Below are 15641 nucleotides of genomic sequence, written 5' to 3' on the forward strand. Positions count from 1 at the left end.
CGGCGACTCCTACGATAATGCGATGGCAGAGAGTATCAACGGGTTGTACAAAACGGAGGTTATCCACCGCGGGAGCTGGAAAAACCGGACGGAAGTGGAGTTGGCCACGCTGGACTGGGTGGACTGGTACAACAACAGAAGGCTGCTCGGGCGGCTGGGTTACATCCCTCCTACTGAAGCCGAAATGAACTATTACGCTTTGCAATTAGCATCAGAGGAAGCGGCGTAGTATTGCCAAAATTACTCTCTAATAAACTCGGGGTTATTCATTTGACCGTCGCCGGCCGCACGCTTATTTACCGGCAGATCGAAAACAGCTTTACCCAGCCCAATGCCGGCGTCAATGTCCACATGCTGGAATGGGCGCTGGCGGCCACCGAAGGCGCGCAGGGGGATTTGCTGGAGCTTTACTGCGGCAACGGCAATTTTTCGCTGGCGCTGGCGCGTCATTTCGACCGGGTGCTTGCCACCGAAATCGCCAAACCGTCGGTGGAAGCCGCGCACTATAACATCGCCGCGAATCACATCGACAATGTGCAGATAGTCCGTATGTCGGCTGAAGAGTTTACCCAGGCGATGCGCAAAGAGCGGGAGTTTACCCGTCTCAAGGAGATTGATTTACAGAGCTACCGTTGCGAAACGATTTTCGTTGATCCGCCGCGCAGCGGGCTGGACGAAGCGACGGTCAGCATGGTGCAGGCGTATCCTCAGATCCTGTATATCTCCTGCAACCCTGATTCTCTGTGCCGCAACCTTGCCACGCTGTCGTCCACCCACACTATCGAACGGCTGGCGCTATTTGATCAGTTCCCCTACACCCATCATATGGAATGTGGCGTGTTGCTGGTGCGCAAGGCGACGGCGGTTTGAGCCGTCGGCGCCCGGCCTGATTCAGGCATCAATAATTTTCATCGCCGTCCGCCTGCGTGCGGCGCAGGATTTTCAGCCGCCGGCCAATCCACAACACCAGCACCACCGCCAATATTGACGGCACGAAATTGGAGCCGATAGCGGGATATTCGGCGCGAACAATCGCGCTGTACAATAACAGCCCAAGCAGAAAATTTGCCGCCACCAGCAGCGGATACCCCGGCGGCATAGCACTCTGGTGATAACGCTGATGCAGGCAGTACAGCGCCAGGGCCAGCGCAATCGGCGGGAAGAAGGAAAAAGGCACAATGGCGCTGAAAAGCGCGGTGAAGCTGCCGTTAAGGGACAAGCCCGCGATCAATGCCAACAGCAATGTGCCTTTCTCTGCAAGGGTGTGTTGGGTCATCTGTTACCTGCCATTATTCTCAGTAAGGGTCAGCGCTTTTTCCTGTTCGCGACGGTACCAATAAAAAGCCCCTTTGGAAATCATGCGCAGCTGCAGCACCAGCCGCTCTTCCAGCTGGCGGCGCTGCTCAAGATCGACATCCAGCGCCTCGGCGCCGGCATTAAACACAATGATAACCATCGCCTCCGCCTGCGCTTCGGTAAAACTGCGCGGCATGTGGTTCTCGATTTCCAAATAATCGGCCAGCTCGGCGATGAAATGCTGAATTTCACGCGCCACCGCGGCGCGGAAGGCGCTGGAGGTGCCGGAACGTTCACGCAGCAGCAGGCGGAAAGCATTGGGATTATTACCGATAAATTCCATAAACGTAGCCACCGAGGTGCGGATCACGCTGCCGCCCTTGGCGATACGCTGACGCGCCTGGCGCATCAGCTGGCGCAACATCAGGCCGCTTTCGTCCACCATGGTGAGGCCCAACTCATCCACATCGCGAAAATGGCGGTAAAATGAGGTGGGCGCGATACCGGCTTGGCGGGCGACTTCACGCAGGCTCAGGCTGGCGAAACTGCGTTCAGCGCTTAATTGGCTGAAGGCCGCCTCAATGAGCGAACGCCGGGTTCGCTCTTTTTGTTGCGCTCTGACGCCCATATAAACCATCCAGCCTCGCCATTAATGTAAAAAAACAACTATATCAAAATTTGTTGCAACAGCGTTGATACAAACTGTGTATTTTAACGTCCCAAACACCCTGGTACCAACCTTGACCGTGGCCGGGGGCGCGAAGGGACGATCCGTGCGGTTACCGCTCGCCCGATGCGTTGACAATTGGGATATGCGGGCGTTGATGTTACAATTAGGTTGTTAATTTGTATTCATCGGGTTGGGACAGCTATGCAACCAAAGTACGATTACGATGCCATTATTATCGGTTCCGGTCCCGGCGGCGAAGGCGCCGCCATGGGGTTGACCAAACGGGGCGCGCGCGTTGCGGTCATTGAGCGCTATGACAACGTCGGCGGCGGCTGCACCCACTGGGGCACCATTCCCTCCAAAGCGCTGCGTCAGGCGGTGAGCCGGATTATCGAAGTTAATCAGAGCCCGCTGCACGGTAATACCCGCCTGCCCCACACCGGCTTCGCCGATATTTTGCGTCATGCCGACCAGGTCATAAAGCAGCAAACCCACATGCGCCAAGGTTTTTACGAGCGCAACCACTGCCAGATTTTTACCGGCGAGGCCAGCTTCGTCGATGAACACCGGGTGCAGATCCACTACGGCGATAACACGACCGAAACCCTCAGCGCGGAAAATATCGTCATCGCCTGCGGCTCCCGGCCTTATCACCCGCAGGATGTCGATTTCGACCATCCGCGTGTCTATGACAGCGACTCCATCCTCGATCTGAAGCACGATCCCCACCATGTCATTATCTACGGTGCCGGCGTCATCGGCTGCGAGTACGCCTCGATTTTCCGCGGCATGAACGTCAAGGTAGATTTGATTAATACCCGGGATCGGCTGCTGGCGTTCCTCGATCAGGAGATGTCCGACGCCCTGTCCTACCATTTCTGGGAAAACGGGGTGGTTATCCGCCACAACGAGGAATACGAAGAAATCAAAGGGCTCGATGACGGCATCGAGGTACGTTTCCGCTCCGGCAAGCGCATGAAAGCCGATTGTCTGCTCTATGCCAACGGCCGCACCGGCAATACCGATACGCTTAAGCTGGACAAGGTCGGGCTGGAAGCGGACAGCCGTGGCCTTATCAAGGTCAACAGTATGTACCAGACCGCCGCCCGCCATATTTACGCGGTCGGCGATGTGATTGGTTACCCCAGTCTGGCCTCTGCGGCTTATGATCAGGGCCGTATCGCCGCGCAGGTGATCATCAAAGGCCAGGCCAATGTGCAGCTGATTGAAAATATCCCCACCGGCATTTATACCATTCCCGAAATCAGCTCTGTCGGCAAAACCGAGCAAGAGCTCACGGCATTGAAAGTGCCCTATGAAGTCGGACGCGCGCAGTTCAAACATCTGGCGCGGGCGCAAATCGTCGGCATGAATGTCGGCAGCCTGAAATTGTTATTTCACCGCGAGACAAAGCAGATCCTCGGCATCCACTGTTTTGGCGAGCGCGCCGCCGAAATTATTCATATTGGCCAGGCCATCATGGAACAGAAGGGGGAGGGCAATACTATCGAGTATTTCGTCAATACCACCTTCAATTATCCCACCATGGCGGAAGCCTATCGGGTGGCGGCGCTTAACGGCTTAAACCGCCTCTTTTAAGCCGCTGCCCATGTAGGCTTGCATATGGCTGCGGATACTGTCCGCCAGTTGCTCATAGCGGGCACGCAGCGGTGAACCGGGGCGATACACCAGCGCAATGGTGCGTTTCGGTTCCGGTTTGTAACAAGGGAGATAGCAAACGCCATCCCGCTTGCGCTCCCTCGGGACCGCCAGGGAGGGCAGCAGGGTAATGCCGCTGCCCGCCGCCACCATATTGCGCAGGGTTTCCAGGCTGGTAGCGCGAAAATGGGTGTCCTCGTCGGCACCGGCCTGGAAGCAAAACCCCATCGCCTGATCGCGCAAACAGTGGCCATCCTCCAGCATCAGCAGCCGCTCACCGGCCAGATCGGACATCGGCACCCGATCGCGATCCGCCCAGGGATGATCGGCGTAGATCGCCAACTGCATCGGTTCGTCAAACAAGGGCACTTCAATAAACGCTTCCGACTCCTTTACCAGCGCCAGAATGGCGCAGTCCAGCTTGCCGCTGTCGAGCTGCTGTAACAGTTGGCTGGTTTGGGACTCATGCAAATACATTTCCAGCTTGGGAAAGGTCTGGTGCAGCGTCGGAACAATATGCGGCAGCAGGTACGGCCCCACGGTGGGGATAAGGCCGATATGCAGCGGCCCCGACATGGATTCCCCTTGCTGGCTGGCCATCTCGCGCAGAACTTTCACTTCCCGCAGCACCGTACGCGCCTGATCCACCAGCAGCAGGCCGGCTTGGGTGAACAGCACTTTACGGCTGGTTCGTTCCAACAGCATTACGCCCAATTCATCTTCCAGCTTGCGCACCTGTCCGCTGAGCGTGGGCTGACTGACGTGGCAGGAGTCGGCGGCGCGTCGGAAATGACGATGCTCGGCCAGAGCCACCAAATATTCTAGATCGCGAATGTTCATCAATTCCTCCATTGACGCGATAGCCCGCGTCGATAGATAGAATAGCAATCAACGATTAACCCTATCAATAGCTAAAACCAATAATAATTCACGACACAGGTTAATGATGTTCCACTTCACCCATCTCGTTAAAATGATGGGAGAAAGTTGCGGGTCAGGTAAGGAAAGAGGTCTCGCCAGCGATATTCTCTGCCTAGCAGGGCGAACATAGATTGAATGCATCAAGGGATGCACCCTACAGCGCGAACATGGGTTAAATGCATCAAGGGATGCGCCGTGCAGCGCGAACATGGGTTGAATGCATCAAGGGATGCGCCCTGCAGCGCGAACACTGGTTGAATGCATCAAGGGATGCGCCGTGCAGCGCGAACACTGGTTGAATGCATCAAGGGATGCGCCGTGCAGCGCGAAAAACGCTCAGCGTTTAGGTGAAAGACGCGGACCGCCCGCAGCAGTGGCCTCAGCGGGCGAATGCCCGGCCACGCTGGACCTACCGCGTCAATCCACCCACCTGCCCGATGATAGCATTGGGCTGGCGCCGCAGCCTTTATGCCAGCCGCTGTTTTGCCTCGGCGATAGCCTGCGCGATCTGCTCCGGCGCCACGCCGCCTTTCGCCTTACGCTGCGCCAGACACGACGCCAGCGCCAGGACCGGATAGACATCATCGTGGATCACCGGGCTGAAAGCCTGCAGTTGCGCCAGCGGTAGCGCTTCCAGGGGCACCCCCTGACGGATAGCTTCCACCACTGCCTCGCCGACAATATGGTGCGCTTCGCGAAAAGGGATCCCCCGCGCCACCAGATAATCCGCCAGTTCGGTGGCGTTGGCATACCCCTGCTCAGCCGCTTCGCGGCAGCGCGGCGATTTCAGTTGGATGCCATCGAGCACCAGCGCCGCCATATGCAGACAGTCAAGCCAGGTATCCAGCGCGTCGAACAGCCCCTCTTTATCCTCCTGCATATCCTTGTTATAGGCCAGCGGCAGGCCCTTCAACGTCATCATCATGCCGGTCAACGCGCCCTGCACTCGTCCGCATTTGCCGCGGATAAGCTCCAGCGCATCGGGGTTTTTCTTCTGCGGCATCAGCGACGAACCGGAAGTGACGCGATCCGATAATTCGATGAAGCCCGCCTCACCGGTATTAAAGAAAATCAGATCTTCGGCGAAGCGGGAAAGGTGCACCATGCCAATTGCCGCATCCGACAGGAGTTCCAGAACATGATCGCGATCGGAAACGCTATCCAGACTGTTGCGGGTCGCAGAAGCAAAACCCAGCCAGCCGGCCAACTTGTCGCGATCGATAGCATAGGCGGTACCGGCCAGCGCGCCGGCGCCGAGCGGGCTGACGTCCAGACGCGTCAACGTGTCGCGCAGGCGGCTTTCATCGCGGGCGAGCATTTCGCTGTAGGCCAGACACCAATGGGCAAAGGTGATCGGCTGCGCGCGCTGTAAATGGGTATAGCCGGGCATCACCACGTCCTGATGGGCCTCGGCGGTCATGACCAGCGCCTGCTGCAATAAATGTATCGCGCCAAGCAGCTCGGTGACCTGCGCTTTACACCACAGCTTGAGATCGGTCGCCACTTGATCGTTTCGGCTGCGTCCGGTGTGCAACTTTTTGCCTAAATCGCCCACTTTATCTATCAAACGCTGCTCTACCCAGCTATGGATATCTTCTGCATCGCTCGCGAGGATAGCTTCCGGCGCGGCACGCACCTCCTCCAGGGTCACGTTCAGAGCGTCTTCCAGCTGTTGCTGCTCCGCTTCGCTCAACACCCCCACGGTGACCAGCGCGCGGGACCAGGCCACGGAACCGACGATGTCCTGTTCGGCCAGACGGTAGTCGAACCGCAGCGAGTCATTAAAAGATTTAAAACGTTGATCCGCCGCCTGACTGAATCGTCCGCCCCAAAGTGCCATAACCTGCTCTCCTAAAACGATGCTAACGCGCGCCATCGCGCGCGATAAAGGTGCGTGCGCGGCCTCATGCCGCGCCCTAAGAGGGTAAAACGAACCGGCCGGCGTCACGCTGCCGGCGAGGCCGGCAATCAGGCCAGTATACGGGTGCCAATGGCAACGCCGTTGAACAGCGCAGGCAGTTGCTCGGCGTGGCGCCAGCTGGCGATATCCACCGGCCTGCCCAGTGTGCGGGCCGCATCAAGCGCGGCGTTGACCTTCACTATCATACCGTCGGTGATGATCCCCTGCTCGATCAATTGCTCGGCCTTCTGGGCGGTCATTTCCGCGATGCGTTGGCCTTTGCCATCAAGGATCCCGCTGACGTCCGAGAGCAAAATCAGGTCGGCGCCCAAGGTAGCGGCCAGCGCGGTGGCCGCCTGATCGGCGTTAACGTTCATCAGTTCGCCGTCATGGGTTAGCCCGATCGAGCTGATAACGGGCAGATAGCCGCCGTCTAACAGCGTCGTCAGCAGCGCCGGCGAACCGGGTTGCGCATGGCCGACGTGACCCAGCGCCGGATCGAGCGGCGTGACATTCACGCTGTCGCCATCCCCCAGGCACAGTCCTACCGCATTGATGGCATGTTTTTTCGCCCACGCCAGCAATGTTTTATTGGCGGTGCCGGCCAGCGCGCCGGTAATAATCGCTATCTGATCCGCAGGCGTCACCCGCAGGCCGTTTTTCTTGACCACCGGCAGGGAAAGTTTATGCATCAACTCGTCCACCAGGCAACCGCCGCCGTGGACGATAAGCAAAGGGCGCCGGTGCTCGGCGCGATAACTGTCCAGCGCGGTAAACAAACGCTCCAGCGCCTCGTCGCTATCGAGCAAAACGCCGCCCAGTTTGATAATCAATGGATTCATTATGTTATTGGCCTCATTAGTCCCTAGTAAAGCGCCAGCGTCTGCGCAAAACCAAAACGGATATTGGCGCACTGCACCGCCTGCGCCGCCGCCCCTTTCAGCAGGTTATCCTCAGCGGCGACCACGATCAGATGTTCGTCCTGCATTTTGAAACCGATATCGCAAAACGGCGTGCCCACGACCGCCTTCAGCGCCGGCACGCCTTGGTCGTAAAGCCGCACCAGCGGTTTATCGTCATAGGCCTGATGGAAACTGGCCGCAACCGCCGCCGACGTCACGCCGGGCCGCAGCCGGCAGGTGATGGTCGCCAGCATGCCGCGGGCGAAATTGCCCAGGTGCGGTGTGAAGATCACCGGAATACCTAAATGACGGGCAATCTCAGGCTGATGCCGGTGGGTGAAAATACCATAAGGCTGGAGGCTGACCTCGCAAAAACTATTGCCGAGCGACGCTTTACGCCCGGCGCCGCTGACCCCGCTGACCGCATTGATCACCGGCCACTGGTCGCCATGCAGCAATCCGTCCTCGACCAGAGGTTTAAGCGCCAGCTGTGAGGCGGTGGGATAACAGCCGGGCACCGCCACCAGCTGGGCGGTTTTCAACGCCGCTTCCTGCCACTCCGCCAGTCCGTAGACCGCCCGATCCAGCCAGTCGCCGTGCTGATGTTCAAAACCGTAGTATTGGGTGTAAAAGGCCGCCTGATTGACGCGGTAGGCGCCGGAGAGATCAAGCACCACGCAGCCGGCCGCGAGAAATTGCGGCGCCAGATCATGGCTCACTTCATGGGCGGTGGCGAGAAACACCACATCGGCGCGCTTGGCCCATGCGCTGACATCGTCCATGGGCTGCAGCGGCAAATCGACAATGCCTTTCAATTGCGGGTGAAGCTCGGAGAGCAATTTGCCGGCATCGGCGCTCTGCGCGGAAACCGTCAGCGCGGCGAGATGCATCTGCGGGTGGCGGGCCACGTAGAGCGCAAGCTCAGCGCCGGTGTAGCCGCTGGCGCCGACAATCAGCGTATTCAGCATGAAATTTATTTGCCTTCTTAACCATATCTAAACAGAAGTTGGGCGAATCAGCGCCAATCCGCTGTTCACCCGCGAGGTCAAGCGGTGTAGTCTGGTATAACCCTTTTACGTCACGCTCGACATTACTGTATTTTTATTCACAATAAATGCATGAATATTGATACTATCCAAAGCAAAGGCTGTCAACCACGATGATGAAAATACCCCCTTTTATTGAGTTGTACCGTGCGCTTATTGCCACGCCGTCCATCAGCGCCACCGACGCCGCGCTGGATCAAAGCAATGAGGCCTTAATCACTTTGCTGGCGGGTTGGTTCCGCGATCTGGGGTTTCAGGTGGAGGTGCAGCCGGTACCGGGGACACGCAATAAGTTTAACATGCTGGCCAGCGCGGGCAGTGGACCGGGGGGATTATTATTAACGGGCCACAGCGATACGGTGCCTTTTGACGATGGCCGCTGGACGCGGGACCCTTTTGTCTTAAGCGAGCACGACAATAAGCTCTACGGTTTGGGCACCGCGGATATGAAAGGGTTTTTTGCTTTTGTGCTCGACAGCCTGCGGGATATCGATGTCGCTTCGCTGAAAAAACCGCTGTATGTCTTGGCGACCGCGGATGAAGAAACCTCCATGGCCGGCGCTAGCTATTTCGCCCGCAGTAGTCAGCTGCGGCCGGATTGCGCCATCATCGGCGAACCCACTTCGCTGACGCCGGTGCGCGCGCACAAAGGCCATCTTTCCAACGCGGTCACCGTCATGGGTCAGTCGGGGCACTCCAGCGATCCCGCGCGCGGCGTCAATGCCATCGAGGTGATGCATGAAGCCATCTCTCACCTGATGCTGCTGCGCGATACCCTACAAACACGCTACCATCATCCGGCCTTTGTCATTCCCTACCCCACGATGAATTTCGGCCATATTCACGGCGGCGACGCGGCCAACCGCATCTGCGGCTGCTGCGAATTGCACATGGATATTCGCCCGCTGCCCGGTCTGACCTTGGGCGACCTGGAAGAGCTGATGACCGATGCCCTGGCCCCCGTCAGCGAACGCTGGCCGGGCCGTATCACGGTGTCAGCACTGCATCCGCCTATCCCGGGCTATGAATGCCCGACGGATGCGCCGCTGGTGCAGGTGGTGGAAAAGCTGCTGGGGGTGGAAACCGAAGTGGTCAATTACTGTACCGAAGCCCCGTTTATTCAGGCGTTATGTCCCACCCTGGTGCTGGGACCGGGCTCAATTAATCAGGCCCATCAACCTGACGAATTTATTGATACCGCTTTCATCAAACCTACCCGGGAATTGATTACGCAGATCGTGCAACATTTCTGCAATCACTGAAGAGAAAAACCCGCTTTCCACGCCGGCAGGGTCGCGCGTGGAAAACACCCTTTTCGCCGAAAACACCGCCCGAATGAATAAGATATTCTTATAATTGGCAGGTGTAATTAAATTTCGCGAATTGCCGCGAATGTGGGGTTTTTTGTCGTGAAATGTTGGCAATTGACGAACCTTGCGATACGTGGCTAGATAAAGGCAAACGATTAACGCCATCCGGTGAAATAAATTTACAAAGAGTCCAATCAGGGTCCATATGAACGAACAATATTCGGCAATGCGAAGCAATGTTAGTATGCTCGGGAAGCTTCTGGGCGACACGATCAAAGAGGCGATGGGTGAAAATATCCTGGAAAAGGTCGAAACCATCCGCAAGTTGTCTAAATCGTCCCGGGCCGGCAATGAAAAGCATCGCCAGCAGTTACTTTCCACCCTGCAAAACCTGTCCAATGATGAGCTGCTGCCGGTGGCGCGCGCCTTTAGCCAATTCCTCAATTTAGCCAACACCGCCGAGCAATTTCATTCTATTTCCCCGCATGGCGAAGCGGCCAATAATCCTGAAGGGTTGGGTAAAGTCTTTACCCGGCTGAAACAGCACCCGGAACTGAATGAAAAAACCATTCGCGCCGCGGTGGAATCCCTGTCGATTGAACTGGTTTTAACCGCGCACCCCACCGAAATTACCCGCCGCACCCTGATACATATGCTGGTGGAGGTGAATAACTGCCTGAAGCAATTGGATCACCACGATCTGCCGGAGTATGAACATAAGCAAATCATGCGCCGCTTGCGCCAACTGATCGCCCAATATTGGCATACCGACGAAATCCGTAAACATCGCCCGACGCCGGTGGATGAAGCCCGCTGGGGATTTGCGGTAGTGGAAAACAGTCTTTGGGATGGCGTGCCGCGCTATCTGCGCGAGCTGAATGAACAACTGGAAGATGTCTTCGGCTACAAATTTCCGGTGGAAAACGTGCCGGTCACCTTCACCTCATGGATGGGCGGCGATCGCGACGGTAACCCCAATGTGACCGCCGATATTACCCGCCGCGTGCTGCTGCTCAGCCGTTGGAAAGCGGTAGATCTGTTTATGCGCGATATTCAGGTGCTGGTGTCTGAACTGTCGATGGGGGAATGCACCCCCGAGCTACGCGCGCTGGCGGGAGGGGGCGATGAAGAGCAGGAGCCTTATCGCCGGCTAATGAAGCGTCTGCGCGCGCAGTTACTGAGCACTCAGGACTGGCTGGCGGCGCAACTGCGCGGCGAGCATCGCTCGGCGCCAACCGATTTGCTGGAAACCAACGATCAGCTTTGGGAACCGCTTTACGCCTGTTATCAATCGCTGCGGGCGTGCGGGATGAAGATTATCGCCAGCGGTCAGCTGCTGGATACGCTGCGGCGCATCAAATGCTTCGGTATTCAGTTGGTGCGCATCGACGTGCGTCAGGAGAGCACCCGCCATACCGAGGCGTTAAGCGAAATTACCCGCTATCTGGGGCTGGGAGATTATGCCAGCTGGCCGGAAACCGATAAACAGGCGTTTTTAATTCGCGAGCTTAATTCCCGCCGGCCGCTGCTCCCCCGACGCTGGCAGCTAAGCGATGAGACCACCGAAGTGCTCGATACCTGCCGGGTCATCGCTGACGCGCCGCAGGGATCGGTGGCCGCTTATGTCATTTCCATGGCGCGGACCCCCTCCGATGTGCTGGCGGTGCATTTGCTGCTGAAAGAAGCGGGTTGTGAGTATACCTTGCCGGTAGCGCCGCTGTTTGAAACCCTGGACGATCTGAATAACGCCGATCGGGTCATGACCGAGCTGCTTAACATTGATTGGTATCGCGGCATCATTCAGGGCAAGCAGATGGTGATGATTGGCTATTCCGATTCCGCCAAGGATGCCGGCGTGATGGCCGCATCCTGGGCGCAGTATCGCGCACAGGATGCACTGATCAAAACCTGCGACAAGGCCGGCATCAACCTGACGTTGTTTCATGGACGCGGCGGCTCCATCGGTCGCGGCGGCGCGCCGGCCCATGCCGCGCTGCTGTCCCAACCGCCCGGCAGCCTGAAGGGCGGGCTGCGCGTGACCGAGCAGGGCGAGATGATTCGCTTCAAATACGGCCTGCCGGAGGTGGCTATCAGCAGCCTGGCGCTTTACACCGGCGCCATTCTTGAGGCCAACCTGTTGCCGCCGCCGGAGCCGCGCCAGGAGTGGCGCGCGTTGATGGAGGAGCTGTCGACGGTTTCCTGCGATATGTATCGCGGCTACGTGCGTGAAAACCCGGATTTCGTTCCTTATTTCCGCTCAGCGACGCCGGAGCAAGAACTGGGCAAGTTGCCGCTCGGCTCACGGCCGGCCAAACGCCGTCCTTCCGGCGGCGTCGAGAGTCTGCGCGCCATTCCCTGGATTTTCGCCTGGACGCAGAACCGCCTGATGCTGCCCGCTTGGCTGGGTGCCGGCGCGGCGCTGCAAAAAGCGGTGGAGTCCGGCAAGCAAGATCAATTGGAAACCATGTGCCGCGATTGGCCTTTTTTCTCCACCCGCATCGGCATGCTGGAGATGGTGTTCGCCAAAAGCGACCTGTGGCTGGCCGAATATTACGATCAGCGTCTGGTGGAAGAGTCCCTGTGGCCGCTAGGCAAACAGCTGCGGCAACAGCTGGCGGACGATATTAACGTGGTATTGACGATCTCCAACGACGATCATCTCATGGCCGATTTGCCGTGGATTGCCGAATCCATCGCGCTGCGTAATGTGTATACCGATCCGCTCAATGTGCTACAGGCGGAGCTGCTGCATCGTTCACGGCAGCAGGAGCACCCTGATGCAAGGGTGGAACAGGCGCTGATGGTTACTATTGCCGGGGTGGCGGCGGGGATGCGAAACACTGGCTAATGAACGGTGAAGCGCGCGGCGGCGGCAAAGCCGCCCGCGAACGACATAGGCGCTGGCGACAACGGGCCGTCACGCCCGCTAAACAGGTACCAGGCGGCGGGACGCGTTATCCCGCGGCCCGATTGGCCGCAGGGGTGATTTTGATCTCCGGGCGCACGCCCAGCGTATGGCAGATGGCAGATGGCATAGGTAAGCTCGGCGCGATTCAGGGTGTAAAAATGAAAATCCTTCACCCCTTCCCGGCTGAGGATTTTCACCATGTCCATGGCGATGGAGGCCCCCACCATTTTGCGGGTTTCCAAATCGTTATCCAGCCCGTCGAACATGGTGGTCATCCAATTGGGTACTTTCACATTGGTGACAGCGGCGAAACGTTGCAGTTGGCGAAAATTGGACACCGGCAAAATACCCGGCACTATTTCCGTATCAATACCGGCGGCAACGCAGCGGTCGCGAAAGCGCAAATAACTTTCCACATCGAAAAAGAACTGGGTAATCGCCCGGCTGGCGCCCGCATCGACTTTCTTTTTCAGATTGATCAGATCCGACTGTGCGCTCTTGGCTTCTGGATGCACTTCTGGATAGGCCGCCACGGAGATATCGAAGTCGCCCACCTTTTTCAGCAACGCAACCAAATCGGCGCCGTACATCGCCGGCCGACCGCTACCGGGTGGTAAATCGCCCCGTAACGCCACGATATGACGGATCCCACTATGCCAGTAGTCCTGCGCTATCGCCTGCAGCTCGTGCGGGGTGGCGTCGATACAGGTCAGATGCGGTGCAGCATCCAGACCGGTACGCTCTTTGATGTCTTTAATAATGCTGTGGGTACGCTCGCGTTCACCAGAGTTGGCCCCGTAGGTCACCGAGACAAAAGTCGGTTTCAGTTCGCTCAGTCGGTCGATAGATTGCCAGAGAGTTTGCTCCATCTCGCTGGTGCGAGGGGGAAAAAACTCAAACGAGACGTTTATCTGGCCCTGCAGTTCCGCCAGATTCTGATTCAATGCTTCCCGCTGATTGGCGTGAAAGAAACTCATACCGTTACCTCATGACACAGTGTAGGAGGGGCGTTATGCCCGCCACAGATAAGCGTCTATACGTTTAGACGTCTAAATAGAAAATGACTGAATTCACGAGTTTCGTCAATCAATTCATTGTTGCCGGAGGCGAGTAATATTCAAGGAGTGAATTATTTTCAATTTGGCTTAGTGAGGCGTAAAACGGTTACAATCTGGGAAGTACCAAGAACGCGCGCCTGGCGCGCGGTACGGCGCAAGGAGGCCTGGACCGAGCCATCTTAGCCGTAGAGGCGCGGGCATCGCCGCGGCGCATTGGCGCTCGGCGCGGGAGGAAAAAGCAGATCCATCACCACCGCAACGGCACCCAAGGATCCAGCGCGGGAGGCTGTCGCCGCAAGGCGCTGGCCACCGCCACCTTGGACATTCACGCCTTTGACGCTGGCAACCGCCGCATCGGACATTCACGCCTTGGACGCTGGCAACCGCCGCATCGGACATTCACACCTTTGACGCTGGCAACCGCCGCATCGGACATTCACACCTTTGACGCTGGCAACCGCCGCATCGGACATTCACGCCTTTGACGCTGGCAACCGCCGCATCGGACATTCTCGCCATGAGCTGACATCCGCTACGCCGGGCGCCCTCGCCGTCTGGCGCTGACCACCGCTATGCCGACACCCTCGCCTTAGAGCATAGGTATCTACACATCAGGGAGGAGGCTTAAGAGCAACTCTCGCTAAATGAGTAAGTTCTTCCAGACTATATTCCGATAATAATTTTAGTGTATTCAACAAGATGGATAGGCCAGCGAGCAGAGCAGGAGCGCTCTCTCTGCGGCCTCGCTTTTGCTGTCGTCCTGACAAGCGACATATCAGCTGGCGGGCTGCCGCATTTTCTTCTCCTTCAGCGCGTTGCAGCCGCCATACCAGAACAGCAGCCATACTGGCTATTAACAACCTGCGTAGTACGGCTGGCGCGCTGCGCTGAAGCCATGTTTCTACGTCATGTCCGGCACCTTTCAGCAACTTAAAAAATGATTCAATATTCCAGCGCCAGTAATACCAACGAGCTACTTCCTCGCAGGTGATCTCGCTGCAAACGTTTGTAAGCAGCGTCCAGCGTCCCACCACATTACCGAGATCATCCGTAAGCCGAACAACAACCAATCTGACCGTCAGAGGCTCTCCAGGTTGGATTTTTATGCGGCGGCCGGTTTCTTTATCTTTACGCTTCTGCTGCGCAGCTCGGGTTATGACTATCGAGGTTTCACTGATTTCCATATCAGCTTTTTTCCCTTTCCAGTCTACCTGTCCGCATCCGTTGTATGGCAGAAGAGCAGCAATCTCACCAATTTTCAATGAATTACCTTGCCACTCTGCACCATGTCCTTCTTTTCCTCGGATAAGCCAGCATATTCCTTGAGTACTCAACGTCCGCATATGTCCAATAGAGTCACCCTCTCTATCAATTATATGAATCAGCTTTTTACCTATATTAAGCGATTCCACACGGGCAATATCGGTCGTCAAGGCGTCCATATGTGTCTGCCGTTCGGACAGTCCTTCCGCCAACGTTGAATGACAACCGGTTGCATCGGTAAGTGTCTGAGATAGAGGCGCTATTGGCAAACCCGTGCCAGCATCAACCAGCAAGCTGCTTTGAAGTTCATATCCAACATCGCCACCGTGCGTCATTTTTAAGCGTCCGTATTTGGCATGATGGTAAAGAAATTGTAAACGTGACCAATCATGAACAACGAGAGCGTATGGATGCGGGCTAAGCGAAATTTGCTCAAGTGCTAGCGAAATAATTGGCTCATTGAGTTGACTGAAGCTAATTCGCTTATTATTCAGAAAACGCCAGACAGCTTGGGTAGTTGCGAAAGTTGATTTTTGAGCACTTGCGAGGTCTTTAACCGCAGAAGCAAGAAGAGCCGCGGGCGTCATATGCTGTTTAACCAGCGTCTGATATCGGCGGGTAAGGCGAGAGTCAATCCCGCCAACAGATAGGTTGAAATCATTCTGCAAAGTAATAACAGGTATCACGATAAATGTGTAGATACCTATG

General features: G+C 56.9%; 11 protein-coding genes and 2 pseudogenes. 5 read left to right on the forward strand and 8 right to left on the reverse strand.

Annotation, left to right across the window (positions count from 1 at the left end; all coding sequences use genetic code 11):
- Positions 1-229 (forward strand): integrase core domain-containing protein (locus CINSTRO3249_RS05100; protein WP_143146879.1); only part of this gene is annotated, 229 nt, incomplete at its 5' end.
- Positions 230-270: 41 nt separating this feature from the next.
- Positions 271-870, forward strand: a pseudogene (gene trmA / locus CINSTRO3249_RS05105) (tRNA (uridine(54)-C5)-methyltransferase TrmA); the annotation flags it as partial.
- 28 nt (positions 871-898) lie between these two features.
- On the opposite strand, the gene CINSTRO3249_RS05110 reads toward trmA, so the two are convergent.
- Together CINSTRO3249_RS05110 and fabR are read right to left on the reverse strand one after the other, a co-directional pair.
- Positions 899-1276 (reverse strand): YijD family membrane protein, encoded by a 378-nt coding sequence (locus CINSTRO3249_RS05110; RefSeq protein WP_074012456.1) that lies wholly within the window; start codon positions 1274-1276, stop codon positions 899-901.
- A 3-nt stretch (positions 1277-1279) separates the two neighbouring features.
- Complete coding sequence (fabR, locus tag CINSTRO3249_RS05115; RefSeq protein WP_074012463.1) at positions 1280-1924, reverse strand: HTH-type transcriptional repressor FabR; 645 nt, start codon at positions 1922-1924, stop codon at positions 1280-1282.
- 243 nt (positions 1925-2167) lie between these two features.
- Here fabR and sthA point away from each other — a divergent pair, with 243 nt between their 5' ends.
- Entirely contained in the window at positions 2168-3565 is a 1398-nt protein-coding gene (sthA, locus tag CINSTRO3249_RS05120; protein WP_074012457.1) for a Si-specific NAD(P)(+) transhydrogenase, read from the forward strand.
- Here sthA and oxyR read toward each other — a convergent pair.
- The 4 genes from oxyR to argC form a co-directional block, all read right to left on the reverse strand.
- Positions 3548-4465 (reverse strand): DNA-binding transcriptional regulator OxyR, encoded by a 918-nt coding sequence (gene oxyR / locus CINSTRO3249_RS05125; protein ID WP_074012458.1) that lies wholly within the window; start codon positions 4463-4465, stop codon positions 3548-3550. The two genes, sthA and oxyR, sit on opposite strands and share 18 nt — an antisense overlap.
- A 547-nt stretch (positions 4466-5012) precedes the next feature.
- The gene (gene argH, locus CINSTRO3249_RS05130; protein ID WP_074012464.1) at positions 5013-6386 is read right to left on the reverse strand and encodes an argininosuccinate lyase; all 1374 of its coding nucleotides are present in this window, start codon (positions 6384-6386) and stop codon (positions 5013-5015) included.
- A gap of 128 nt (positions 6387-6514) precedes the next feature.
- Positions 6515-7291, reverse strand: a complete 777-nt coding sequence (gene argB / locus CINSTRO3249_RS05135; RefSeq protein WP_174249731.1) for an acetylglutamate kinase — start codon at positions 7289-7291, stop codon at positions 6515-6517.
- 20 nt (positions 7292-7311) lie between these two features.
- The gene (gene argC / locus CINSTRO3249_RS05140) at positions 7312-8316 is read right to left on the reverse strand and encodes an N-acetyl-gamma-glutamyl-phosphate reductase (RefSeq protein ID WP_074012460.1); all 1005 of its coding nucleotides are present in this window, start codon (positions 8314-8316) and stop codon (positions 7312-7314) included.
- A gap of 194 nt (positions 8317-8510) precedes the next feature.
- Between argC and argE the strand changes: the two genes are divergently transcribed.
- Both argE and ppc read left to right on the forward strand, forming a co-directional pair.
- On the forward strand, positions 8511-9656 hold the full coding sequence (gene argE / locus CINSTRO3249_RS05145) for an acetylornithine deacetylase (RefSeq protein WP_074012465.1): 1146 nt from the start codon (positions 8511-8513) through the stop codon (positions 9654-9656).
- Between the two features lie 253 nt (positions 9657-9909).
- Positions 9910-12552, forward strand: coding sequence for a phosphoenolpyruvate carboxylase (gene ppc, locus CINSTRO3249_RS05150; protein WP_074012461.1), 2643 nt, complete (start codon positions 9910-9912; stop codon positions 12550-12552).
- Positions 12553-12725: 173 nt separating this feature from the next.
- On the opposite strand, the pseudogene metF reads toward ppc, so the two are convergent.
- Together metF and CINSTRO3249_RS05165 are read right to left on the reverse strand one after the other, a co-directional pair.
- A pseudogene (gene metF, locus CINSTRO3249_RS05155) lies at positions 12726-13589 on the reverse strand (methylenetetrahydrofolate reductase); the annotation flags it as partial.
- Between the two features lie 692 nt (positions 13590-14281).
- On the reverse strand, positions 14282-15641 hold a 1360-nt coding region (locus tag CINSTRO3249_RS05165; protein ID WP_254304262.1), incomplete at its 5' end, for a flagellar biosynthesis protein FlhF.

Source organism: Candidatus Sodalis sp. SoCistrobi (assembly GCF_900143145.1).
In the GTDB taxonomy this organism is placed as follows: domain Bacteria; phylum Pseudomonadota; class Gammaproteobacteria; order Enterobacterales; family Enterobacteriaceae; genus SoCistrobi.

Coding starts and splice junctions, on each gene's coding strand:
- ppc (WP_074012461.1), top strand. CDS start 9,910: ATGAACGAACAATATTCGGCAATGCGAAGCAATGTTAGTATGCTCGGG.
- argE (WP_074012465.1), top strand. CDS start 8,511: ATGAAAATACCCCCTTTTATTGAGTTGTACCGTGCGCTTATTGCCACG.
- sthA (WP_074012457.1), top strand. CDS start 2,168: ATGCAACCAAAGTACGATTACGATGCCATTATTATCGGTTCCGGTCCC.
- oxyR (WP_074012458.1), bottom strand. CDS start 4,465: ATGAACATTCGCGATCTAGAATATTTGGTGGCTCTGGCCGAGCATCGT.
- fabR (WP_074012463.1), bottom strand. CDS start 1,924: ATGGGCGTCAGAGCGCAACAAAAAGAGCGAACCCGGCGTTCGCTCATT.
- CINSTRO3249_RS05110 (WP_074012456.1), bottom strand. CDS start 1,276: ATGACCCAACACACCCTTGCAGAGAAAGGCACATTGCTGTTGGCATTG.
- argH (WP_074012464.1), bottom strand. CDS start 6,386: ATGGCACTTTGGGGCGGACGATTCAGTCAGGCGGCGGATCAACGTTTT.
- argC (WP_074012460.1), bottom strand. CDS start 8,316: ATGCTGAATACGCTGATTGTCGGCGCCAGCGGCTACACCGGCGCTGAG.